The sequence below is a fragment of the Clostridium sp. AM27-31LB genome, from assembly GCF_003480745.1.
Taxonomy (GTDB): domain Bacteria; phylum Bacillota; class Clostridia; order Lachnospirales; family Lachnospiraceae; genus Butyribacter; species Butyribacter intestini.
This window is the reverse complement of the sequence record NZ_QUJS01000001.1, coordinates 725,846-749,777: the sequence shown is the minus strand read 5'-3', so window position 1 is coordinate 749,777 and position 23,932 is coordinate 725,846. Positions and strand designations below refer to the sequence as shown.

20 protein-coding genes are annotated in these 23,932 nt (G+C 38.9%); all 20 read right to left on the bottom strand.

Annotated features, from left to right (window positions below):
• Nucleotides 1-10: 10 nt before the first annotated feature.
• The gene (gene hisIE, locus DW721_RS16575; protein WP_082440698.1) at nt 11-1,282 is read right to left on the bottom strand and encodes a bifunctional phosphoribosyl-AMP cyclohydrolase/phosphoribosyl-ATP diphosphatase HisIE; all 1,272 of its coding nucleotides are present in this window, start codon (nt 1,280-1,282) and stop codon (nt 11-13) included.
• Nucleotides 1,283-1,287: 5 nt separating this feature from the next.
• A complete protein-coding gene (gene hisB / locus DW721_RS02970) occupies nt 1,288-1,896 on the bottom strand; it encodes an imidazoleglycerol-phosphate dehydratase HisB (protein ID WP_118744845.1) in 609 nt (202 codons plus the stop codon).
• A gap of 163 nt (nt 1,897-2,059) precedes the next feature.
• Entirely contained in the window at nt 2,060-3,355 is a 1,296-nt protein-coding gene (gene hisD / locus DW721_RS02965; protein ID WP_022014601.1) for a histidinol dehydrogenase, read from the bottom strand.
• Nucleotides 3,356-3,473: 118 nt separating this feature from the next.
• Nucleotides 3,474-4,118, bottom strand: a complete 645-nt coding sequence (hisG, locus tag DW721_RS02960; RefSeq protein ID WP_055943344.1) for an ATP phosphoribosyltransferase — start codon at nt 4,116-4,118, stop codon at nt 3,474-3,476.
• Between the two features lie 10 nt (nt 4,119-4,128).
• A complete protein-coding gene (gene hisZ, locus DW721_RS02955) occupies nt 4,129-5,379 on the bottom strand; it encodes an ATP phosphoribosyltransferase regulatory subunit (protein ID WP_022014599.1) in 1,251 nt (416 codons plus the stop codon).
• Nucleotides 5,380-5,580: 201 nt separating this feature from the next.
• Nucleotides 5,581-6,801, bottom strand: coding sequence for a threonine ammonia-lyase (ilvA, locus tag DW721_RS02950; protein WP_022014598.1), 1,221 nt, complete (start codon nt 6,799-6,801; stop codon nt 5,581-5,583).
• A 116-nt stretch (nt 6,802-6,917) separates the two neighbouring features.
• The gene (gene ftsY / locus DW721_RS02945; protein ID WP_055945550.1) at nt 6,918-7,889 is read right to left on the bottom strand and encodes a signal recognition particle-docking protein FtsY; all 972 of its coding nucleotides are present in this window, start codon (nt 7,887-7,889) and stop codon (nt 6,918-6,920) included.
• Nucleotides 7,890-8,534: 645 nt separating this feature from the next.
• Nucleotides 8,535-12,098 carry a chromosome segregation protein SMC gene (gene smc / locus DW721_RS02940; RefSeq protein ID WP_118744735.1) on the bottom strand — a complete coding sequence of 1,188 codons (3,564 nt, stop codon included), beginning with the start codon at nt 12,096-12,098 and terminating at the stop codon, nt 8,535-8,537.
• A 16-nt stretch (nt 12,099-12,114) separates the two neighbouring features.
• Entirely contained in the window at nt 12,115-12,801 is a 687-nt protein-coding gene (gene rnc, locus DW721_RS02935) for a ribonuclease III (RefSeq protein WP_118498414.1), read from the bottom strand.
• Between the two features lie 123 nt (nt 12,802-12,924).
• Nucleotides 12,925-13,143, bottom strand: coding sequence for an acyl carrier protein (locus tag DW721_RS02930; RefSeq protein WP_022014594.1), 219 nt, complete (start codon nt 13,141-13,143; stop codon nt 12,925-12,927).
• A gap of 11 nt (nt 13,144-13,154) precedes the next feature.
• Nucleotides 13,155-14,162: a phosphate acyltransferase PlsX gene (gene plsX / locus DW721_RS02925; RefSeq protein ID WP_022014593.1), complete on the bottom strand. Its 1,008-nt coding sequence runs from the start codon at nt 14,160-14,162 to the stop codon at nt 13,155-13,157.
• 355 nt (nt 14,163-14,517) lie between these two features.
• Nucleotides 14,518-15,300, bottom strand: coding sequence for a protein-glutamate O-methyltransferase CheR (locus tag DW721_RS02920; protein WP_118744734.1), 783 nt, complete (start codon nt 15,298-15,300; stop codon nt 14,518-14,520).
• 76 nt (nt 15,301-15,376) lie between these two features.
• Nucleotides 15,377-16,468, bottom strand: coding sequence for a 30S ribosomal protein S1 (gene rpsA, locus DW721_RS02915; RefSeq protein WP_055943358.1), 1,092 nt, complete (start codon nt 16,466-16,468; stop codon nt 15,377-15,379).
• On the bottom strand, nt 16,452-17,300 hold the full coding sequence (gene ispH, locus DW721_RS02910) for a 4-hydroxy-3-methylbut-2-enyl diphosphate reductase (protein ID WP_022014590.1): 849 nt from the start codon (nt 17,298-17,300) through the stop codon (nt 16,452-16,454). Before ispH ends, rpsA begins: the two co-directional genes overlap by 17 nt.
• A 208-nt stretch (nt 17,301-17,508) precedes the next feature.
• Nucleotides 17,509-18,183 carry a (d)CMP kinase gene (gene cmk / locus DW721_RS02905; RefSeq protein WP_022014589.1) on the bottom strand — a complete coding sequence of 225 codons (675 nt, stop codon included), beginning with the start codon at nt 18,181-18,183 and terminating at the stop codon, nt 17,509-17,511.
• 53 nt (nt 18,184-18,236) lie between these two features.
• Nucleotides 18,237-19,466, bottom strand: a complete 1,230-nt coding sequence (locus DW721_RS02900) for an NAD(P)/FAD-dependent oxidoreductase (protein WP_118744733.1) — start codon at nt 19,464-19,466, stop codon at nt 18,237-18,239.
• A 20-nt stretch (nt 19,467-19,486) separates the two neighbouring features.
• Nucleotides 19,487-20,035, bottom strand: a complete 549-nt coding sequence (pgsA, locus tag DW721_RS02895; RefSeq protein WP_118744732.1) for a CDP-diacylglycerol--glycerol-3-phosphate 3-phosphatidyltransferase — start codon at nt 20,033-20,035, stop codon at nt 19,487-19,489.
• A gap of 12 nt (nt 20,036-20,047) precedes the next feature.
• Nucleotides 20,048-21,373, bottom strand: a complete 1,326-nt coding sequence (rimO, locus tag DW721_RS02890) for a 30S ribosomal protein S12 methylthiotransferase RimO (protein ID WP_022014586.1) — start codon at nt 21,371-21,373, stop codon at nt 20,048-20,050.
• Nucleotides 21,374-21,393: 20 nt separating this feature from the next.
• Complete coding sequence (gene folD / locus DW721_RS02885; RefSeq protein ID WP_118744731.1) at nt 21,394-22,233, bottom strand: bifunctional methylenetetrahydrofolate dehydrogenase/methenyltetrahydrofolate cyclohydrolase FolD; 840 nt, start codon at nt 22,231-22,233, stop codon at nt 21,394-21,396.
• A gap of 28 nt (nt 22,234-22,261) precedes the next feature.
• The gene (locus tag DW721_RS02880; RefSeq protein WP_118744844.1) at nt 22,262-23,914 is read right to left on the bottom strand and encodes a nucleoside kinase; all 1,653 of its coding nucleotides are present in this window, start codon (nt 23,912-23,914) and stop codon (nt 22,262-22,264) included.
• Nucleotides 23,915-23,932 lie beyond the last annotated feature (18 nt).

The following is a 23,932-nucleotide window of genomic DNA, read 5'->3' as shown; positions in this document are numbered from 1 at the left end:
CCATACCTTTCTATCTGCGGTTGACAAGTTCCTTTGTTATGTCACTCCAGTCAATATCACACTCTGCCATAAGAACCATCATGTGATAAAGGAAATCGGCAATCTCATACTTAAGCTCTTCCGAATCGGGATTTTTGGCAGCGATAACAATTTCTGTTGCCTCCTCGCCACATTTCTTCAAAATCTTATCTATCCCCTTATCAAAAAGATAATTTGTATAAGAGCCTTCCTTTGGATTTACTTTTCTATCCATGATAATTTTATAGTCTTCAAGCAATACTGTCAATGGGTTTGTTTCAATATACTCTTTTTGGGCAAGTTCCTTAAAGAAGCAGCTTCTGCTTCCAGTATGGCAGGCAGCTCCGACCTGACGAACTTTTGCAAGAATTGTATCATTGTCACAGTCGAGCATAAGTTTCTTTACATACTGATAATGACCTGATGTATCTCCTTTAAGCCACAATTCCTGTCTGCTTCTACTGTAGTAAGTCATTTTGCCACACTCGATAGTCTTTCCATATGACTCCTCATTCATGTAAGCAACCATGAGAACTTCGTTTGTGCGGTAATCCTGAACTACTACCGGGATAAGACCATTGTCCATAAGTTTAAAGTCTGAAAAATCAATAAGACTTTCAAACACTTCTACATCTATTCCTTTTTCTTTTAAGGCTCTTTTTGCCCTGTATATATCTCTGTCCTCGGTATCTTCAAAATAATTTGTTGATACGGCATCTGTTTTTTCAAATGATAAAAGCTCTGCAAGGTCATTTCTTATAAGACCATCCCTTATCATAATATCCATTTTTGTACTATTTATGGCATCAGTAAAACTCTTTGTGCAGTCGATATGTTTAAGCATCGCCGAACCTATTCCCATATCATAATATCTGTCAAGTGCTTCTGCATTCATAAAAGCGGCTTTCATGTCAACTTCAAGCATAAGCTTGTCCTTGTCAAACCTGGCTGTTATCTCGTCTATCACTTTCTGTTCCGGCAGAAGTGCATTTCTAAGCACAAGTTTGTATGCTCCGGTATAAAGTGCTTTTTTTGCATCTTCAAAACGCTCAACATACATTCCTATCATAAACGGAATGTCTATCTGTTTTTCAATCACTCTTGCCGTGCTTAAAAATTCATCTCTCGACGCCTCATCCCCGGTATAATTGTAGATAAACAATTCATCTGCACCCTTACACGCATATTCATCCGCAAGTTTTATAATGTTTTCCGGATATTCATTTTCCGCATTTATAAATGGGATTATTTTCTTCTTTTTCATATATCCTATTCTCCTAAACTTCCTTTTGTTGAGAGTACATCACTTATTCTCTCATCATACATAACTGCCCTGTCAAGTGCCTTTGCAAATGATTTAAACGCAGCTTCTATTATATGATGATTATTTGAACCGTCAAGCATCTTTAAATGCAGGTTCATACCTGCAGAATAGCTTACGGCATAGAAAAATTCATGTACCATCTCTGTGTCAAATTCGCCTACCTTAGATACGCTAAACTCCATATTTTCTACAAGATAAGGTCGGCCTGAAAGGTCAAGTGCACAAAGCATAAGAGTCTCATCCATAGGAAGAATACACTCACCAAATCTCTTAATACCTTTCTTGTCCCCGACAGCCTCCTTTATAGCCTGACCGAGAACGATACCTGTATCCTCAATAGAATGGTGGCAGTCAACCTCTAAATCTCCCTTAACCTTAACCGTAAGGTCAAAAAGGCCATGTCGTGCAAAACTGTTCAGCATATGGTCGAAAAAACCAATGCCTGTATCTATATCAGCTTTGCCACTGCCATCAAGATTTAACTTAACTAAAATATCAGTTTCTCCGGTCACCCTTGAAACCTCGGCCATTCTTGCTTTTACATTTTCATTCATAATAAAAACCAACCCTTTCCAATGCAGTTTCCTGCCCGTTTTTAGCAAAGCGGACATTCGCACTCCGCCTTTGCTGCCTTTCAGTAAAAGCTTACTCCCACTGACATAAGCATCCCATTTATACACCGCTTAGTGCTCTATACACCATAAGCTTTTGAAATGCTTATTTTTGTTCAAATCTGACAGCGATTGAGTTTGCGTGTGCCGTAAGTTTTTCGGCCTTTGCAAAGTCCTCAATATCCGTATGGATAAGTTTAAGTGCCTCCTCAGAGTATGAGATTATGCTTGATTTCTTTATGAAATCATCAACTGAAAGAGGTGAGAAGAACTTTGCCGTACCATTCGTAGGAAGTACATGGTTAGGTCCTGCAAAATAATCACCGAGCGGCTCACTGCTGTACTCTCCGAGGAATATTGCTCCTGCATTTTTTATTCTTGTCATAGTGTCAAAAGGATTTTTTGTCACTATCTCAAGATGCTCTGATGCTATCTCGTTTGCCGTGTCGATTGCTTCTTTCATATCATTTGCCACAAGTATATAACCGTATGAATCAAGCGACTTCTGTATTATCTCTTTTCTTGAAAGGACTTTTACAAATCCGTCAACTTCCTCTGATACTTTCTTTGCAAGTTCCTCACTTGTCGTTACAAGGATAGCTGATGCCATCTCATCATGCTCTGCCTGTGATAAAAGGTCTGCTGCCACATATCTTGGATTTGCCGTTTCGTCGGCAAGTACAAGTATCTCACTTGGTCCCGCGATAGAGTCAATGCTGACATGACCATAAACAGCTTTTTTTGCAAGTGCAACAAAAATATTTCCGGGTCCTACTATCTTGTCAACTTTCTTAATGCTCTCTGTACCAAATGCAAGTGCCGCAACAGCCTGTGCTCCGCCGACCTTATAAATCTCATCTACACCTGCTTCATGTGCTGCCACAAGCGTTATAGGATATACCTTTCCGTCTTTTCCGGGTGGTGTTGTCATAACTATCTTCTCAACACCTGCAACCTTTGCCGGTACGATGTTCATAAGCACTGATGACGGATATACCGCTTTTCCGCCCGGCACATAAACGCCTACTCTTGCGAGCGGTGTTATCTTCTGTCCGAGAAGTGTTCCGTCAGTCTTGCTGTCAAACCAACTGTAACGAACCTGTTTCTGGTGATAGTCCCTGATATTTACAAGAGCTTTTCTTATTATCTCAATAAGACGCTCATCCACCTTAGTGTAGGCTTCTTCTATCTCCTCATCAGTTACCTTGAATGTCTCCTCAGTAATCTTTACACCGTCAAATTTTTCAGTGTATTCAAATAATGCCTTGTCCTTGTTTGCTCTGACATTCTCTATAATGTCATTTACTGTATCTTCAAATTTACTGTACTGGTTCGGACTTCTCTTTAAAAGGTTTTCCAGTATATTATTTTTCTCTTTTTCTGTAAGTTTAACTATTCTCATAGCTGCCTCCCTTTTTATCACTAACCGGGTATTTGCGAAACCATTATAATATACTTTTATCACGGTATAATCAAAACAGTATATAATCGGCTCCTCAATCTCCTATTGTCATTTATTTCTAGTCATCAGGTATAACTTTCTTAAGGTCACGGATAAGTTTTGTTATCCTTTCATGCTGCATTTTCATGCTCACCTCATTTACGACTACTCTCGCCGATAAAGGACATATCTCCTCTAAAACTTCAAGACCGTTTTCTCTTAATGTAGAACCGGTTTCTACTATATCAACGATAACTTCTGAAAGTCCTACGATAGGTGCAAGTTCTACCGAGCCGTTAAGTTTGATTATCTCTACTGTCTGGTGCTTTTTATTATAGAAATAATCTTTTGCTATTCCCGGATATTTGCTTGCAACTCTTATAAGCGAGCCGTCATTTAACTTTTCTCTCGCACTCGCCGGTCCTGCCACACACATACGGCATTTTCCGCAATTTAAGTCTAATACTTCGTAGAGTTTTCTTCCGGCTTCAAGTATCGTATCTTTGCCAACAACTCCTATATCTGCTGCTCCAAGTTCAACATATGTAGGGACATCCGATGCTTTTGAGAGGAAAAACTTAAATCCCAGTTCCTCATTTACAAATATGAGTTTTCTTGTCTTTTCATCTTTCATTTCCTCACAGGTGATTCCTATCTTTTCCAAAAGACTTAATGTGTGTTTCGCAAGTCTTCCTTTTGCCAGTGCAAATGTTATATATTCCATCATGTCCCTCCTACTTGAATGTTATTTCTTCAACTACAGTCTTATCTTTTAAATACAAGAGTTTTTCCTTATTCATTCTCTTTGCATAATCTTTATACAAATCAATATCTTTCTGCGATGATTTGCGTACAAGCTGCACATTCTCACCCGATTTTCTGAGTGCGGCAGCTTTGTTTAATGCCTCTTCCCTAAGTTCTTTAGGATAGAGAAGAATACATCCTGATACAAGCTTCTCATCGAGAATATTCTGTCTTGTAAGTGCAAGCATAAGCTGGTCTAAAACAATGGCAAGACCGATGGCAGGCGTATCTTTTCCAAACTGCCCCACAAGTCCGTCATAACGACCTCCTGTTGCCACAGCTTCGCCCGTACCGTATGTATATGCCCTGAATATAATTCCTGTATAATAACTGTAATGGCTTAACATACTGAGGTCTATCGTAACATAATCTGTAAATCCATATATTTTTAATATGTTATCAAGTTTTGCAAGTCTGTCAAGAGCCTTTAAAACCCTTTCATTTTGGCAGCGTTCCTTTACAAACTTAGCAGCTTCATCAAAGTCATCTAAAAGGTCAGGAAGTTTTAAGATTACCTCCTTAAGTCCCTCTGATACTGTCAGATTGTCGAGAAGATCCTCAACACCAAAAAAATTCTTACTCTCAATAAGTTCATGAAGTTTTTCTGTTTCCTCAGGTGTAAAACCTGCCTCCTCAACTATTCCCCTGAACAAATCTGCATGACCTACCTCAAGCTGAAATCTCTTAAGACCACTGCTTAAAAGACTCTCGACCGTAAGTGCTATCATCTCTGCGTCTGCATCTGAACTTGCATCACCAAAAAGCTCTGCACCTACCTGTGTCACTTCCTGAAGTTTTCCCTTATAAGGATCTGTATTTACAAATGTGTTTGCCGTATAGCAAAGACGAACCTGCATCTGTTCCTCTCTGTAATACTTTGCAACGCATCTTGCTATCGGAGGTGTCATATCCGGTCTTAATACAAGTGTATTATTTCCCCTGTCAAAGAACTTAAACATCTCTTTTGAAGAAGCTGTTCCTCTCTCTTTGCTGAATATGTCAAAATATTCAAATGCAGGGGTCTGAATGTCATCAAAACCATAAGATTTCATAACATCATGGACTTTTCCCGCCACATTTAATTTATTTTCACACTCTACACCGTAAGTATCTCTCACTCCGCCCGGTGTATGGAGTAACTCGCTCCCTATATAACCTGTTGTATTTTTAAACTGACTCATCCTAAACCTCCACTTCTTAATTTATTTTTTCATTTGAAAAAACACACTTACACTTTTACAGTAACAGTTCAGCCTTTCATTTCTTACATTCATAAACCTGCCAGCGAGCTGTCAGCCGCTGCTTTGCAGCTTTTGTTGATATAGTCATTCCTGTGCAGTCAGACAGATTTTCATGGTACTCTCTGCTACCTGCTCATTGCATTATTCATATAATCCTGTCGGGCTTTCCTCTTTTGGATCATATCCATGTTTTTTCAATGCTTCGATAATCTCTTTCTTATGCTCATGTCCAAATGCCTCAAGCGTTATCCTGAGCTCAACAGCGGCATTTCTGTTTATGCTTACAAACTGATTGTGCTCAAGTCTGATTACATTTCCCTTAAGTTTTGCAATAACATTTGCCACATTTACAAGTTCACCCGGTCTGTCAGGAAGCTGCACCGATACCGTAAATACTCGTCCCCTCTCGATAAGACCATGCTGTACAACTGATGAAAGCGTTATTACATCCATGTTTCCACCGCTTAAGATAGAAACTATCTTTTTACCCTTGCAGTCAAGATGCTTAAGTGCAGCAACAGTAAGCAGACCTGAGTTTTCAACGAGCATCTTATGATTTTCCATCATGTCGAGGAAGTTTACGATAAGTTCCTGATCTTCTACTGCTATTATCTCATCAATGTTTTTCTGTATATACGGAAATACAATGTCTCCCGGTGTCTTTACTGCCGTACCGTCTGCTATGGTATTCACATCAGGAAGAGTAATTACCTTTCCTGCATCTAATGATGCTTTCATACAGCTTGCTCCTGCCGGCTCAACACCTATTACTTTTATATTAGGATTTAAAAGTTTTGCAAGTGTTGAAACTCCTGCTGCAAGTCCACCCCCTCCGATAGGTACAAGGATTATGTCAACAGTCGGAAGTTCCTTAAATATCTCCATTGCAATCGTACCCTGTCCCGTTGCTACAACTTCATCATTGAAAGGATGAACAAATGTTGCCCCCTCTTTTTTTGCAAGTTCAAGTGCGTACTGGCAGGCTTCATCATATACAGAACCGTGAAGAACTACTTTTGCTCCATAACCCTTTGTTCTGTTTACCTTGATAAGCGGAGTAGTTGTAGGCATGACTACCGTTGCAGGCACACCGTAAAGTTTTGCCGCATAGGCAACTCCCTGTGCATGATTTCCTGCTGATGCAGTTACAAGACCTTTCTCTCTTTCTTCCTCTGAGAGAGTGCTTATCTTATAATAAGCGCCTCTTACTTTGTAAGCTCCGGTGTACTGCATATTTTCAGGTTTAAAATAAACCTTATTTCCCGTCTGCTCTGAAAAATACTCACTATAGATAAGGTTTGTAGGCAGCACAACCTCCTTCACCTTTTCTGATGCTTCTTCAAATTTCTCTAATGTCAACATTTTTATATGCTCCTTTCAAGTTACTCTTAATTTAGGTATTTGCGAAACTATCATAAATCTTGATTAAATTGTGCACAGGTTTCTTTGGCATAATGTGAAATATGATATATTTCACACTACTCAGCTTTTGTCTCAAACAATGCATCTACAAACGCATCTGCATCAAATTTCTGCAAATCCTCGATATGCTCACCGATACCTATATATTTAACCGGAATGTTCATTTCCGACTGAATAGCTATGGCAATGCCACCTTTAGCTGTTCCGTCAAGTTTTGTGAGGATTATTCCCGTAATATCAGCAACCTGACTGAACTGTTTTGCCTGTGCGAGTGCATTCTGACCTGTCGTTCCGTCAAGTACGACAAATGTTTCTCTGTATGCGTCAGGATATTCTCTCTCAACTATCCTGTTTATCTTTTTTAACTCCTCCATAAGATTTTTCTTATTGTGGAGTCGTCCTGCCGTGTCACATATAAGTATATCAGCATTTCTTGCCTTTGCCGCATTAACTGCATCAAATACGACTGCCGCCGGGTCTCCGCCCTCCTGACCTGCGATAAGCTCAACTCCTGCTCTGTTCGACCATTCGGTAAGCTGTTCAATAGCTGCTGCTCTAAAGGTATCTGCTGCCGCAAGAATAACTTTCTTGCCGTCCGCCTTAAACTGTGACGCAAGTTTTCCAACAGACGTTGTCTTTCCGACACCGTTTACTCCTATAAGCATAACAACCGATTTTTTATTTTCAAAATCATATGCATCATCATGCACACGCATCTGTTCCTTTATTGAATCAATAAGAAGCTGTCTGCAAACTGCAACCTCTTTAATCTTATTTTCCTTAACCTTAGCCTGAAGATTTTCAATTATCTTCTCAGTTGTGGCAACACCTATATCCGCCATAATAAGGACTTCCTCAAGTTCCTCATAAAAATCGTCATCAATCTCAGAAAATCCACTGAAAACATTTTCAAGACCGGAAACAAAGCTGTCCCTTGTCTTAGTCAGACCATCGATAAGCTTTCCAAAAAATCCTTTTTTCTTAGGCTTTTTGGCAGACTCCTCCGCCTTATCTTCCTCCTCTGAAATAACTTCAGAAATCTGCTCAGCCTCCTCTGCCGTCTTGATTTCGCCATCATCAACATTCTGCGAATTATCCGCTGCTTCATTTGAAACATTTTCATTATCTGGAATGTTATTTTCACTTGAAATGGCTTCATTATCAGAACCATTGTTTTCATTTGATGCTTTTGCAGCCTCATCATGCGACAAATTTTCTGCCGCTTTATTTGAAACATTCTCGTCAGCCGAACTGTTACATTCATCAGCCGTATTTGTCACAGTACCGTAAGCCTTATCATCATCCTGTGTAACTTCGCCACTCTGTAAAGACTCAGTTTCGGAATGGATGTTTTTCTCGCTCTGTAAACTACTCTCCATATCAGAATTGGCATTTGTCTCCCCACTCTGTAAAGAGGCTTCAGCTTCCGAATTTGTTACTTCCTCATTCTGTAAGTTTTCCGTTTCAATTTTCTGTTCTTCCTCAATATGTTTATTTCTCCTAAACTTATTCTTAATACTTTCCCACATAATTCCTCCAAATTCTTTATTTAATTTATCTACACTTTACCATACCATACAAAATCATATGATAATATATATTCTTTTAATTTCATACTTCGCATACTATCTTATCTTTATTAAATATATCAATACAGCTTAAATCAAATCTCTTTAATTCGCAATCTCTTTCTCATCCAGCAGATTGACCGATACAAGTGTCGAAACACCTTTTTCCTGCATCGTTATTCCGTAGAGAATATCCGCAGCATTCATTGTTCCACGCCTATGAGTGATGACAATAAACTGTGTATCTTTCGTCAGTTTATGCAGATACTCCGCATACCTGTCTACATTTGAGTCATCGAGTGCCGCCTCAATCTCATCGAGCAGACAGAACGGTGACGGCTTCAAGCTCTGTATTGCAAACAGTAATGCAATAGCTGTAAGTGCCTTTTCTCCACCTGAAAGCTGCATCATATTCTGGAGTTTCTTTCCCGGCGGCTGTGCGATTATCTTTATCCCTGCCGTAAGAATATCCTCATCTTCCATAAGTTCGAGCGTTCCACGACCACCGCCAAACAATTCCTTAAACACTTTGTCAAAACGGCTTCTTATCTCTGCAAACTGCTCCTCAAACTGTTTTCGCATATCATTGTCAAGATTTTCTATTATCTCCTCCAAAACCTTTGCAGCCTCAATAAGATCATCATGCTGTGTCGTTAGGAGTTCGTATCTCTCTGATACTTCCTTATACTGCTCTATGGCATTTACATTTACCGAGCCTAACGATTTTATCTGTTTCTTTATCTCTGCTATCTTGGCTTTCATTCCTGAAACGGTAAGCTCTGTCTGCGTTTTAAGTGCCAGTGCACTGTGATATGTAAGTTCATACTGTTCCCACATATAATTTGTATAATTGTCAATACTCTCCGTCAGCTTTTCTTTTCTTCCGGCAAGTCTGAAACTTTCCATTTCAAGTTCATTTATATTTTTTGACAATTCCTCTCTCTTGTCAAGGAAAGTCTTGTTTTTTTCAGAAAGTTCCTCTTTTTCCAGATTTTGCTTTTTAATCTCAAGCTCTGAATTTTCTATTTCTTCTTTTGTTGTTTTGATGATATTTCTGGTTTTTATTATCTCATCCTGTTTTTGTTTAATCTGACCACCAATATTTCTACTGTCCTCGATAGTCTGTGCAAGCTGCTTGGATACGGTATCTTTACCCTCACTTGCACGGAGCATATTTTCATTTATAAAGCCCTCGCTTTGTGCAAGTGATGTTATCTTAAGCGTAAACTCAGAATCTTTTTGCTCCAACAAATTAAGTTCTTCTCTTACTTTGTCAAGTTTTTCCTGATACCTGCTTATCTTTTCATCAAAATCCCTTGTCTCGTCTTCGCTCTCCGAAATCCTACGGCCAATGCCGTCCATAACACCCTTTAACTTGTCCTTATCCTCCTCTATCCTCATTCCTTCGATTCTGATAAGCTCAAGCTGCTCCTCGCTCTTCTTAAGATCTGAAACCGCACGCTCATAACCAATTTTTTCCGTATTCTGTTTAACTATAAGCTCCTGTCTTAGTCTGTTGTTGGCACCGATTTTTTCACGCAGCTCTTTTATCTCTTTTTCTCCCTGCTCTATCTGTGCCGCATACTCTGTTAATTTGGTTTTGAATTTTTCAACATCTTCCTCAAGCTGTTTTATCTGTCTTCGTCTGCCTAAAAGATTATTGTTGTTTTTAAATGCACCACCTGACATCGAACCGCCCGGATTTAAAAGTTCTCCCTCGGTCGTTACTATCCTGAGTGTGTGATGATATTTTGCCGCAAGTGCAATGGCATTGTCTATATTATCGACAACGACAAACCTTCCAAGAAGATAATTCACGAGGTCATTATACTTTTCATCTGCCGACACAAGCTCTGATGCCATCCCGATTACACCTTTTTCAGCCATAACATTGCGGGCATTATTTGCCGCTTTTTTATGAATATTTGTAAGAGGTAAAAATGTAGCTCGTCCATATCTGTTTTTTTTCAGATATTCTATCATCTTTTTTGCCGTCTGCTCATTGTCGGTTACAATATTTTGTATGCTTCCGCCAAGTGCCGTCTCAACCGCTATCTCATATTCTTTTTTAACTCTTATGATATCGGCAACTACACCTATGATTCCCGGTGTATCCTCTTTTCTCTCCATGACACGCTTTATACTCTGACCGAATCCCTCATACCTCTCAGTCATGTTTTTAAGAGAATTAAGCCTTGAATTTTCCATATGGAATTTCTGCTGTGTATCACTGTGCTCTCTTCGTCTGTTCTGATTTTCTTCGTTTATACCATTAAACTTTTCCTGCATTACTGCATTTGAATCATCTATCGCTTTTATCTTTTCAGTTATCTCATCATAAACTTTTTTATGTGACGAGATTGTCTCTGTAAGAACAGATGCCTCAGACTTATTTGCAAGCACTCTTTTGTTTAACTCGGCTCTCTTAATATTGTTCTGCTCAAGCAAAGTCTTATATTTTAACTCTTCACTTTTTATATCAGCCGCCGCATTTATTCCGGCAAGCTTCATATCCTGAACGGACTTTATGTCATTTTCTATTTCAAAAGCTGTCTCTTTTTTATTTGCAATAAGTTTTTCATTCTCTTTTGCTAAAGACTTTATCTCTTCTGTCTTTTTGCTGTTTTCTTCTTTTTGGACGGCATACTGTTTATGTTCATCCTCAAAATTTTTAATACGCTCTTTATAGCTCTCTATAGCTTCCCTATAATGATTTTCACTCTGTCTGATACCGTTTATCTGCTCGTTTAAAAGTCTTATATCACCCTCACAGTTGTTTAACATGACACGCGACTGATTCAGTCTGTCTTTTTTTAATTCTATGCTCTTTATCTTTTCATCAAGCTCTGACTGTACTCTCTCATACTCACGCTTGCTTTTTTCATATTCCTGATTGGCATTTTTAAGATCATTATCAGCGATTGCCTGTTTTCCCTCAAACTCCTTTATTTCCTCATGAATACGGTCATACTCAATAAGGAACATATTTACATCCTGAACCCTCAGCTCATCACGAAACGCAAGATACTGTTTTGCCTTTGCTGCCTGCTTTTCAAGAGGCTCTACCTGTTTTTCTATCTCGGAGAGAATATCTTCAATTCTTTCAAGATTATGCTTTTCCTCTTCAAGATTTTTTTGTGCAGCAGCTTTTCTTCTCTTATATTTAACGATTCCTGCCGCCTCATCAAAAAGTTCTCGTCTCTCCTCAGGTTTTCCGCTAAGTATCTTATCTATCTGTCCCTGTCCGATAATCGAATATCCTTCTTTACCGATACCTGTATCAAACAAAAGTTCCTGAACATCCTTAAGCCTGCAAGCCGTGCCATTTAATAGATATTCACTCTCTCCTGACCTGTAAACTCTTCTTGCTATCTTTACTTCCTCATAGGGAACATTTAATTTATGATCTTCATTGCTTATGGTAATGGCTACATATGCAAATCCAAGCGGCTTTCTCATCTGAGTTCCTGCAAAAATAACATCCTCCATTTTTGCACCGCGAAGCTGCTTTGCACTCTGCTCTCCAAGCACCCACCTTACAGCATCGGCAACATTGCTCTTACCGCTGCCGTTTGGCCCTACGATAGCCGTTATGCCGTCGTGAAATTCAAATATCAATTTATTGGCAAATGATTTAAAACCATGTACCTCTAAGCTTTTTAAATACATCTGATGTTTCTCCTACTTATGATTTATGAAGTTTAAGTATAGCCTGATAAGCTGCTGACTGTTCTGCTTTTTTCTTTGTTCTTCCTGTTGCAGTCGTAAGTCTCTCTCCATTTATGTTTACGGCAACCGTAAATGATTTGTTATGGTCAGGTCCTTCTTCTTTAAGCAGCTCATATTCCATCTCAAGATGCTCTCCCTGAACAATTTCCTGTAAAATAGTCTTGCTGTCGTAAAACAGCTTTTTATTTTCTATATCTTTTAATATATGTCTGTCAATATATTCTTTCGCCTTTTCAAATCCACCATCAAGGTAGACTGCACCTATAGTCGCCTCAAGTGTATCAGACAAAATAGAGTCTCTCTCTCTACCGCCTGTAAGATCTTCACCTCTTCCAAGCATCACATACTCACCGAGATCTATATCTCTTGCACAGAGTGCAAGCGTCGGCTCACATACCCAGCTCGCTCTCATTCTTGTCATGTCACCCTCAGGCTTTGTAGGATTATCCTTATATATCTGTTCACTTGAAACAAGCTCAAGTACGGCATCTCCCAAAAATTCAAGACGCTCATTACACATATATTTTTTTAATCTGTTTTCATTTGAATATGAACTGTGCGTAAGTGCTGTTATAAGCAGTTCTACATTTTTAAACTCATATCCTGTTTTTTTCTGAAACTCTAATAATTTTTCCTGTTTCATCAGGCACACTCCTAACCTTTTAAGCCCTATATGCCAACGGTTTTGTCAAGCTGATATTCATAGGTCTGCTCTACTATCTGCTCATACTATCTGCCGCTAAAGCAGCCTGCCTATATGTCATATTTAACATATAAGCTCCAGCAAATCTCCAACCGTGTCAACATCTTTCAGACTTTCTTCGTCTATTGATATATCGAATTCCTGTTCAACTCCCATAAGAATCTGAAAAAGTTCCAACGAATCAGCACCGAGGTCATCCACAAAACTCATTTCTTGAAATATTTCCATATCTCCAATACCTAAAACTTCTGCAATAATCTTTTGAAGCTTTTTAAATTCCATACGAGCACCACCTATTCAATAATAAGATTTTCTTTTATTTTTTCATTTATCTTTTCTTCATTGAACTGTATGCACTGTCTTATAGCCTGAGTTATCTCAACACTTGTTGAACTTCCGTGGGCTTTCACTACAAGCCCGTTTAAACCGAGCAAAGGTGCTCCTCCCTGGTCTGATGTATCAAACTGCTTAAGTGTTGATTTAAGTGCAGGTTTGATAAGAAGTGCTCCTATTTTACTTCTGAGGCTTGACATAAGTCCCTCTTTTACTTTTCCAAGAAGTGTTGCTGCAAGACCTTCATATAATTTAAGGATTACATTTCCAACAAATGCCTCACATACTATAACATCTGCATCTCCCTTTGGTATATCCCTTGCCTCTATACTTCCAACAAAATTTATATCTTTACATTCTTTGAGTAATGGATATGTCTCTTTTACGAGCATATTTCCTTTTTCTTCCTCAGCACCAATGTTTACAATGGCAACACGGGGGTTTTTTATGCCGACTATCCTCTCCATATATATTGAGCCCATCTTTGCAAACTGAACAAGATGAGATGCTCTGGCATCCACATTTGCTCCACAGTCAATAAGAAGTGCTGGACCTTTTGCTGTAGGAATAAGCGGTGCGAGAGGCGAACGCTCTACGCCTTTGATTCTACCCACAACAAACTGACCACCAACAAGTATTGCACCTGTACTTCCGGCTGATACGAAAGCATCCGCTTCGCCATGTTTTACAAGGTTCATACCGACAACAATAGATGACTGTTTCTTTTTTCTTATAGCCATTACCGGTGGTTCATCAAATCCTATAATATCCTCTGCATGAACTATAGTTATACGCTCTTTATCATAAGTATATTTAGCAAGCTCTGATTTAATGTCATCAGTTCTTCCCACCAGTACAACATTTATCTTTTCATTTTCATTAACAGCATCAACGGCACCTTTTATCGGTGCTTCAGGTGCATTGTCACCACCCATGGCATCAACTACTACTTTAATAATATCACTCATATTTCACCTCATACTGTATTTTTTATAATCAGATTTTTATACACAATTTTCATTTTACTAAAAAACTTAAAATAGTGCAAGTTAAAACAGCAAAACCGACAAAAAGCCGTAACAGTTCAGCCAAAAAAAAGATAAGTCAATAATACACGAGCTTGCTCGATGTATTATTGGCTTGTTTTTTGGGGGGGAATAGCCTTTCATTTATAAATGAAATAAACATAAGCTGCGTAGCAGCGGCTGACAGCTTGCTGGCAGGTTTATGAATTTATTAAATGCAAGGCTGAACTGTTACAAAAAGCCTGTCAACTATCTTCACTGACCGCATACAAAAACAAACATAACAAAAAGCAGCCTGCTACCTGGCTGCCTTTTTATAGAAAAATGATTTATATGTAGAAAAGCCTGAATCTCCAGGTGATATTATCTGCTCTGTACTTCCAACAAACAATATGCCGTCACTTTTTAGAGACGCATTAAACTTTTTATATATTTCCGCCTTAGCTTCCTCCGTAAAATAAATCATCACATTTCTGCAGATTATCATATTGCAATCTGAAGGATATGTATCCTTTAAAAGGTTGTGTTGTTTAAATTCTACGCATTTCTTTATATCATCCGAAATCTGATAACTTTTTGTACCGACTTTAGTAAAATATTTCGTGATATATTCTTTTGGAAGTCCCTTAAGACTCTTTTCATCATACAATCCAATATGAGCTTTTTCAAGAACAACCCTGTCAAGATCGGTTGCTATGACCTTTATTTTATTTAAAGGTATAAATTTTGAGAGAAGCATTACAAGCGTATATGGTTCATCTCCCGTTGAACACGCCGCACTCCATATCTTGAGATTATTTCCAAAACGCTCGAAAAGGTATGGAAGTATCTCGTTTTCAAGAAGTTTCCACTGCTCAGGATTACGATAAAACTCTGATACATTTATCGTAAGATAGGTAACAAAATCATCGAGCATTTTTTTATCTGATTTGATAGCTTCTATATATTCATCATAACTTTTTATCTTATTTTTTGTTATCAACGAATCAATACGCCTTTTCATCTGTCTTTCTTTGTAACTGCTAAGATCAATCTTCGTAAGCTGATATACTTTTTCTTTAAACTTTTCATAATCGCCCATTCTCTCGTCCCTCCTTAATCAAAAACGCCAATCCGAACAAACGGACTGGCGCTTCCAAGAACATCCTGTGTTCTGATTACTCAGTTACTTCCTCTTCTTCCTGATCATTGTCATTTAAAAGAGCTTTTATACTTAAGCTGATCTTATGGTCTTCTGAATTAAAGTCAACAACCTTTGCTTCTACTTCCTGACCAACCTTTAATACATCTGAAGGCTTATCTACATGCTCTCTTGAAATCTGTGAAACATGGAGTAATGCATCAACTCCCGGCTCAAGCTCAACAAAAGCACCGAAATCAGCCATTCTTGCAACTTTGCCTTTCACAACAGAACCTACGCTGTACTTATCAGCAGCGTTTAACCAAGGGTTCTGATCCTCAAACTTAAGGCTGAGTGCAATCTTATCATCCTTGATGTCTTTGATAAGAACTTTTGTCTTGTCTCCGACATTAAATACTTTTCTAGGATTCTCAACACGACCCCATGACATTTCTGAGATATGGAGAAGTCCGTCTGCTCCGCCTAAATCAATAAATGCACCAAAGTCTGTAAGATTCTTAACTGTTCCTTCTACAACATCTCCAACATGGATTCTTGCGAATAATTCTTCCTGAAGTTTCTTCTTTTCTGCAACTAAAAGCTGCTTTCTGTCACCGATGATTCTTCTCTTCTTAGGATTGAACTCACTGATAACAAACTCTATTTCCTGTCCTGCATACTTTGAAAGATCTTTCTCGTATGTGTCTGATACAAGACTTGCAGGGATAAATACCTTTGTCTCTTCAACAACAACACTTAATCCACCTGTTAATACATCTGTTACAGTTGCCTTTAATACAGTGTGGTTCTCGAAAGCTTCTCTGATGTGCTCATTACTCTGCTCCATAGCTAAACGCTTGTATGTGAGAAGAACCTGTCCCTCACCGTCGTTTACTTTAAGAACTTTAGCTTTCATCTTGTCGCCCTCTTTAACAACTTCTCTAAGGTCGATGCCTGACTGATTGCTGTATTCATTTCTTGTAATGATACCGTCAGCCTTATAACCGATATTTAAGATGATCTCATCTTCCTTAACGCTGATAACTGTCCCTTCTACAATCTCTCCATTGTGGATTGTTACTAATGATTCTTCCAATAATTGTTCAAATTCATTATTCATTTCTGACATATGATTGAACCTCCTTAATAATATTATTTGGGGTTGAAGCCCCGGCAGTAATACCCACGCTACGAAAAGATTGAAATTGCTTCAAATCCAGGTCATCAAGTGTCTGTATAAAATATGTGTTCTCACACTCTTTTCTACAAATTTCATAAAGTTTCTGGGTGTTTGAACTATGTTTTCCACCTATTACTAACATCGCGTCGGATTGCCTCGCAATAGTACCCGCTTCTGTCTGACGCTCTTCGGTAGCGTTGCAAATTGTATTCATAACATCTATATCATAACTCTTTTTGGATAAAATATCAACTATATCTTTGAATTTCTTGTAATTAAATGTCGTTTGTGACACAATACACAATTTTTTGCCGCCGAAATTGTCTAGTTTTTCAGCCTCCGAAGCACTTTCTATAACTATCGGTTTGCTGACGCACCAGCCTTTTATCCCCTCTACTTCAGGATGATTATCACTTCCGACAATCACAACCGTTTTCCCATCCTCAGATGCCTGCTTTACTATTTTGTGTATCTTTGACACAAAAGGACAGGTCGCATCAACGATATTTACTTTTTTTTCTTTAAGTGCATTTATGACATTCTGCGGCACTCCGTGTGAACGTATTATTATAGTTGTATTTTCTTTTTCACTTATATCATTAACAGAATCTATGACTTTTACACCTTTTTTTTCTAAATCTTTTACTACCTGCTCATTGTGAATGATAGGTCCGAGTGTAAATACCCTGTTATCTTTCTTAGCCTCAGCATATACCATGTCAACGGCACGCCTGACTCCGAAACAAAATCCTGCACTCTTTGCAGTTGTAACTTCTCTCATATCGCTCCCTTTTATCCGTGACAATGGCTTTTCTTAACATAACCTGAAAGCACATTCTCCGATGATTTTATTTTGTAGCTTCAAAAGTTTACTGTTCACACCTACAGTGCGACCAGTAACGATTACAGCCCATTATAAATGCATCTTCGATGCATGGGGCTGTAATCCCATAAAATTCAGTCATTGGCGCATAGCTTGACAGCAAATGTCAAGCTTGCGAATGAGCTGTAGCTTCAAATGTTTCAATTATCGCATCAACCACCTGCTCAATGCTCATATCAGACGAGTCGATAAGCACGGCATCCTCAGCCTGCTTTAAAGGTGCTGTCTTCCTGTTCATATCCTGCTCGTCCCTTGCTATTATATCTTTCTCTATCTGGTCGATGTCACACTCTATTCCTCTTTCAACCTGCTCTTTATATCTTCTTCTCGCTCTCTCTTTCGCACTCGCCGTAAGGAATATCTTTGTCTTCGCATCAGGCAGTACACATGTTCCTATGTCCCTGCCGTCCATTATGACATTTTTCTGTGCAGCAAGCTGTCTCTGGAGATTTAAGAGTTTTTCTCTTACAGCAGGATATTTTGATATATTTGAAGTCATCATGCTGACCTGTTCTGTTCTGATAAAGTCATTTACATTTTCTCCGTTTAAGATAACCTGCTGTGCACCGTCAACATAATCTATCGAAACATCAATATCCACACATTTTTCACTTATTGTCTTTTCATCCTCGGCTTTCACACCGGCTCTTATAAAATAAAGTGCTATTGCCCTATACATAGCTCCCGTGTCAACATAGATAAAATCAAGTTTTTTTGCCGCCTTTTTTGCTATCGTACTTTTTCCGGCTCCTGCCGGTCCGTCTATTGCTATATTATACATATTTCCCTCCGTTGTCCTGTTATGTGCTCTCGAAATCTTCTAAACGAAGAATTTCAGTTCATTCCTGCAAGATACCCTGTTGACCATGCTATCTGAAGATTGTATCCTCCCGTGACCGCATCGAGATCAAGAACCTCTCCGGCAAAGAAAAGACCCTTAACTTTCTTTGATTCCATAGTCCCCGGATTTATCTCCTTAACCGACACACCGCCTTTTGTTATTATGGCTTCATTAAATCCACGCAGACTGTCTATTTTAAATGTCACTCCCTTTAAAAGACTGACTAGCTTATGTCTTTCTTCTTTTGTTATGTTATTTACCTGTTTCTGCTCATCAATACCTGAAAGTTCCACTATCACCGGAATCAGTTTTGACGGCAGAAGTCTTGACAGACTGTTCTTAAAATAACTGTTTTTATTTTCGGAAAAATCTCTGAGTATCCTCTCATCAAGCTGTTCATTTGACAAAGCAGGTTTTAAGTCTATACTTATCTTTACATCAGACATATCCTTACCTGCAACAAGTGTACTCGCACTAAGTACAAGTGGTCCGCTCACGCCAAAATGCGTAAACAGCATCTCGCCAAGTTCCTCATATACAGCCCTGCCTTTATCGGTAATCGTCATTTTCACATTTCTAAGTGAAAGCCCTTGCAATCTCTTTGGTATATCAGAGTCAATATTAAACGGCACAAGTGACGGATAACATTTTGTCACCTTTATGTCTGCATCTTTTGCAAATTTATAGCCGTCCCCGGTCGAGCCTGTTGACTGGTAAGAACAGCCGCCTGTCGCAACTATAACTTTATCAGCCGTATAATTTTCACTCCTGCTGCCCGACTGTACTTCTACACCTTTGCATATACCGTCTTTAATATCTATTTTATTTACCTTTGTATTTAAAAGTATCTTTACTTTTCTTTTTTCAAGTGCTTTTTTCAGTGTCCTTATCACATCAGATGACTTATCAGACTCCGGAAAAACCCTGTTTCCGCGTTCAGTCTTTATCTTAAGTCCTTCGCTTTCTAAAAAGTCCATCATGCGGTAACTGTCAAATGTATAAAAAGCACTGTATAAAAACTTTGGATTTGACCTTACATTTTTCAGCAGATTTTCAACATCGCTGTCATTTGTTATATTACATCTTCCCTTGCCGGTGATATAAACTTTTTTTCCAAGTTTTTCGTTCTTTTCGATAAGAAGCACACTATCTCCCGACTCTGCGGCAGATATAGCAGCCATAATTCCTGCTGCTCCTCCTCCGACAACTATTACTTTATCCATCTTTTGTCAGCCTTTCTGTATCACATTTTTCCGTCGTCAAGAACTTTCCAGTTCTTAATGAGATAATCCACAAGTGATATTACCGTCAGAGCGATAGCCGCATAGATAAATATATTTTCGATAATATCTATCACTTCACCGTCAAAATTCACAATAAGGAGCACTGACATCACCATCTGGACAGTGGTCTTAATCTTGCCCCACCAGCTTGCAGCGAGCACAATGCCCTCATTTGCGGCAACAAGTCTGAAACCACTTATGATAAACTCTCTGCTTATGATAACAATAACTCCCCATACCGGCATAGGATTATCAGGTATAGATACAAAACATATGAGTGCCGTGCTGACAAGCAGTTTATCTGCAAGCGGGTCCATAAACTTTCCGAAGTTTGACACAAGATTGTATTTCCTTGCGATAAATCCGTCAAGCGTATCCGTAAGTGATGCTATGATAAAGATTGCAACGGCAATATACTTAGAATTTCCGACAACATCCGTAAGCATAAAAAATGCAAAGAACGGTATCATTATAACTCTCAACATTGTTATTTTATTTGGTAGATTCATACTGTGATCCTCTCATTCTATTATTTCGGCTATAAGGTCATACTCATCTGATCTTGTTACCTCGACCTTAACAAAATCGCCTGAATCAAGATTGTAATCTGACTGAATGAAAACATATCCGTCAACATCCGGAGCATCCATATATGTTCTCGCAATATATACTCCTTCGTCTGGAAGTCTTCCCTCTATCATTACCTCGTATATTTCTCCCACTCTTGAATTACTCTTGTCAAAAGCAATATCCTGCTGTATCTGCATTATCTCGTCACGCCTTGCTTCTTTGACTTCCTCGTCTATCTGACCGTCCATCTCAGCCGCAGGTGTGTCTTCTTCTCTTGAATAAGTAAATACGCCGAGCCTGTCAAACTCCATTTTCTTTACAAACTCTTTTACCTGCTCAAAATCATCTTCCGTTTCACCCGGAAATCCCGTTATAAGAGTTGTCCTAAGTGCAATGTCAGGGATTTCCTCTCTGAGTTTTGCAACAGTTTTTTCTATCTGCTCCCTGTTCGTCCATCTTCCCATTCTCCTAAGCACATCATCTGAACCGTGCTGGATAGGCATATCAAGATAATGGCAGACTTTCGGAAGATTTTTTATCGCAGATATTAGCTCATCCGTAATCTCCTCAGGATAACAATATAATATCCTTATCCATTTAAGCTCATCAATCTTAGAAAGTTCCTCTAAAAGCTTTGGCAGACTCTTTTCGCCATAAATATCCTTACCGTAAAGGGTAGTCTCCTGTGCGACAAGGATAAGTTCCTTTGCTCCGTTTGCAACAAGATGTTTTGCCTGTGCGATAAGATTATCCATTGGAACACTTCTGTAATGACCTCTGACTTTTGGAATAACGCAGTAGGTACAGCACTTGTCACATCCCTCAGCAATCTTTAAGTACGCATAGTAACCGCCTGACATACTGTCTCTGTCGGTAAGCGGTGTCGGAAGATAATCAATGTCCTTTAAAGACTCTAAAACTCCTTTGCCGCCTAAAGCTTCATTTATCTTTTCTGATAAATCCTCATATCCCATCGTTCCGACAATAAGGTCAACTTCAGGAATATCCTCCTTAATCTCATTGTGGTACCTCTGTGCAAGGCAGCCCGCTGCAACCAGAAGTTTGCATCTTCCCTCCTTGTAACCACCCATCTCAATAAGCGTGTTGATGCTCTCCTCTTTTGCATCACCTATAAAACAACAGGTATTTACAACAATAACATCCGCATCCTCAATATCATCCGTAAGGACAAAACCGTTTTTTCTAAGAGATGTAATCATCATCTCACTATCCACAAGGTTCTTATCACATCCCAATGATACAAAAAATATATTCACTGTATTCCTCTTTTCTATAATTATTCTTCAACTGAGCTTACACAGTTATGCATAAGCATTGCGATAGTCATAGGACCTACTCCACCCGGAACAGGTGTTATCGCACCGGCCTTTGGCTCTACATCTGCATAATCAACATCTCCACAGAGTTTCCCGTTCTCATCTCTGTCCATTCCAACATCAATAACAACAGCCCCCTCTTTGATATAATCGGCAGTTACAAATTTTGTCTTACCTATCGCAACGATAAGTATATCCGCACGTTTTGTAACTTTTTTTAAATCCTTTGTATGTGAATGGCAGATGGTAACAGTTCCGTTTTCCCTAAGCAAAAGCATAGACATAGGTTTCCCTACGATATTGCTTCTTCCTATGATAACGCACTCTTTACCGTCAATCTCTATATCAGAACGCTTCAAAAGCTGAATGATACCTGCCGGTGTACATGAAACAAAACCTTTCTGTCCTATGCTAAGTCTTCCGACACTCTCAGGATGGAAACCGTCCACATCTTTTTCAGGTGCGATAGTCTTAATAACCTTATCCTCATCAATATGATTAGGAAGTGGAAGCTGAACCAAAATTCCATTAACTGAGTCATCTTTATTTAACTTCTCTACAAGTTCAAGAAGCTCTGCTTCCGTAGTCTCCTCCGGAAGTTCATACGCAAGTGATCTTATGCCAACATAAGCACAAGCCTTTTTCTTATTGCCAACATAAACAGTTGAAGCCGGGTTATTACCAACCTGAATAACCGCAAGAGTAACCTCAACACCCTTTTCCTTAAGAGCAGCCACTCTCTCCTTGAGTTCATCCTTAATCTCCTGTGAAATCTTCTTACCATCAATTATCTTTGCCATATTATGTCGTTTCCTTTCTGTCATTTATCTAAACATTAAAAACACTTCCACCCACAAACTCACGCATAAGCGAATTTTTAGGTATTCCCTCACTGCTTATCGCAAGGAAATAATCAAGGAATTTAAGCAGCCTTTTTGCTTCTATATACTCCGGTGCATCCTTTGGTATTCCAAAGAGTATCGCTTCGGCATATGGTTTTAATACCGCAAGCTCATATATGAGTGCCGAATTGAACATCACATCTGCTTCCTCCTGGAACGGGAATATATATTTGTCCTCCCCCCTCCTTACCGACGGCCACATTGAGATGGTTTTTGCTGCCGATGAACCTCTCGTTCTCGCATCTCTTACCATTCGTCTTATAAGTCTGCCGTCAGTTGTCGATATTCTATTGTGCTCATCAATATTTAACTGGGTAAGTGCACTTATATATATCTTAAACTTACTTTCTTTCGGGAGTGAATATGAAAGTTTGTCATTTAAGCCGTGAATACCCTCAAGCACAAGTATATCATCCTTTCCAAGTTTTAGAAAATCACCTTTGTATTCCCTATGTCCCGTAAGAAAGTTAAATACCGGCATCTGAACGGTCTCTCCGGCTAAAAGTGCAGTCATATCCTTGTTGAACTGCTCCACATCTATAGCTTCAAGACATTCAAAATCATAGTTTCCGTTTTCATCTATCGGCGTATCTTCCCTATTTTTGAAATAATTGTCGAGCGAGATAGGATGCGGTGTTATGCCAAATGTCCTAAGCTGAATGGATAATCTGTGCGAAAATGATGTTTTTCCTGATGATGACGGTCCGGCTATCATCACAAACTTTTTACTCGCATCCCCGGCTATCTTTTCCGCTATCTGTGCGATTTTCTTTTCCTGTAATGCCTCCTGCACAAGAATAAGGTTTGATGCCCCTCCATTTGCAACAATTTCATTTAACGCTCCTACAGTTCTTACATTAACCACTTTCCCCCAGTTTCCGGCTTCCTGAAGTGTCTTAAACAGCTTCGGACTCGGAACATGATTTTTCACTTCCGTAGGAGTTTTCTGGTTTGGCATATTCACCATAAAACCATTATCATACTTTTCTATCGTGAAATATTTAAGTAATCCGCTGCCTGATGGCATATAGCCGTAATAGTAATCCTCAAAACCGTCAAGTGAATAGATATTTGCCGTTGACACTCTCCTATACTCAAACAGTTTCTTTTTATCATACATCTTGTGTTTTTCAAAAATATCCGATGCTTCCTGAGTGCTTACTACACGCTTTTCAAAAGGTATATCCTTTTTAACAAGCTCGTGCATCTTTTCCTCGACTTTTTTTAAAATTTCATCCGTTATTTCAATGCCCTCTGCTTCACAGTAGCAACTGTCACCTATCATATATTTTATAAATACATTTTTGAGCGGCATATCCTTACACACTTCGTAAAAAGCATCCAGCAACAGCAGATTTACGCCTCTGACATATGTTTTGTGACCGTTTGGGTCCGAAATATCTAAAAATTCTATCTCACAATCAGTTTTTATCTTTTTATTTAACTCGATAAGCTTTGCACCCTGTTTTGCCAAAATTATGTCATATTTGCAATTATCTTTAAAATCTTTTGAAACTTCTCCATATGTAATCCCGGTCTCATATTCCTTTGTTACGCCGGAAACTGTCACTTTAACCATATCCACACTATCCCTTTC

What these genes read in the sequence shown, in the direction of transcription:
- hisIE (WP_082440698.1), bottom strand. Translation starts at nt 1,282, where the DNA reads ATGAAAAAGAAGAAAATAATCCCATTTATAAATGCGGAAAATGAATAT.
- hisB (WP_118744845.1), bottom strand. Translation starts at nt 1,896, where the DNA reads ATGAATGAAAATGTAAAAGCAAGAATGGCCGAGGTTTCAAGGGTGACC.
- hisD (WP_022014601.1), bottom strand. Translation starts at nt 3,355, where the DNA reads ATGAGAATAGTTAAACTTACAGAAAAAGAGAAAAATAATATACTGGAA.
- hisG (WP_055943344.1), bottom strand. Translation starts at nt 4,118, where the DNA reads ATGGAATATATAACATTTGCACTGGCAAAAGGAAGACTTGCGAAACAC.
- hisZ (WP_022014599.1), bottom strand. Translation starts at nt 5,379, where the DNA reads ATGAGTCAGTTTAAAAATACAACAGGTTATATAGGGAGCGAGTTACTC.
- ilvA (WP_022014598.1), bottom strand. Translation starts at nt 6,801, where the DNA reads ATGTTGACATTAGAGAAATTTGAAGAAGCATCAGAAAAGGTGAAGGAG.
- smc (WP_118744735.1), bottom strand. Translation starts at nt 12,098, where the DNA reads ATGTATTTAAAAAGCTTAGAGGTACATGGTTTTAAATCATTTGCCAAT.
- rnc (WP_118498414.1), bottom strand. Translation starts at nt 12,801, where the DNA reads ATGAAACAGGAAAAATTATTAGAGTTTCAGAAAAAAACAGGATATGAG.
- DW721_RS02930 (WP_022014594.1), bottom strand. Translation starts at nt 13,143, where the DNA reads ATGGAATTTAAAAAGCTTCAAAAGATTATTGCAGAAGTTTTAGGTATT.
- plsX (WP_022014593.1), bottom strand. Translation starts at nt 14,162, where the DNA reads ATGAGTGATATTATTAAAGTAGTAGTTGATGCCATGGGTGGTGACAAT.
- DW721_RS02920 (WP_118744734.1), bottom strand. Translation starts at nt 15,300, where the DNA reads ATGGGCGATTATGAAAAGTTTAAAGAAAAAGTATATCAGCTTACGAAG.
- rpsA (WP_055943358.1), bottom strand. Translation starts at nt 16,468, where the DNA reads ATGTCAGAAATGAATAATGAATTTGAACAATTATTGGAAGAATCATTA.
- ispH (WP_022014590.1), bottom strand. Translation starts at nt 17,300, where the DNA reads ATGAGAGAAGTTACAACTGCAAAGAGTGCAGGATTTTGTTTCGGAGTC.
- cmk (WP_022014589.1), bottom strand. Translation starts at nt 18,183, where the DNA reads ATGTATAATATAGCAATAGACGGACCGGCAGGAGCCGGAAAAAGTACG.
- DW721_RS02900 (WP_118744733.1), bottom strand. Translation starts at nt 19,466, where the DNA reads ATGGATAAAGTAATAGTTGTCGGAGGAGGAGCAGCAGGAATTATGGCT.
- pgsA (WP_118744732.1), bottom strand. Translation starts at nt 20,035, where the DNA reads ATGAATCTACCAAATAAAATAACAATGTTGAGAGTTATAATGATACCG.
- folD (WP_118744731.1), bottom strand. Translation starts at nt 22,233, where the DNA reads ATGGCAAAGATAATTGATGGTAAGAAGATTTCACAGGAGATTAAGGAT.
- DW721_RS02880 (WP_118744844.1), bottom strand. Translation starts at nt 23,914, where the DNA reads ATGGTTAAAGTGACAGTTTCCGGCGTAACAAAGGAATATGAGACCGGG.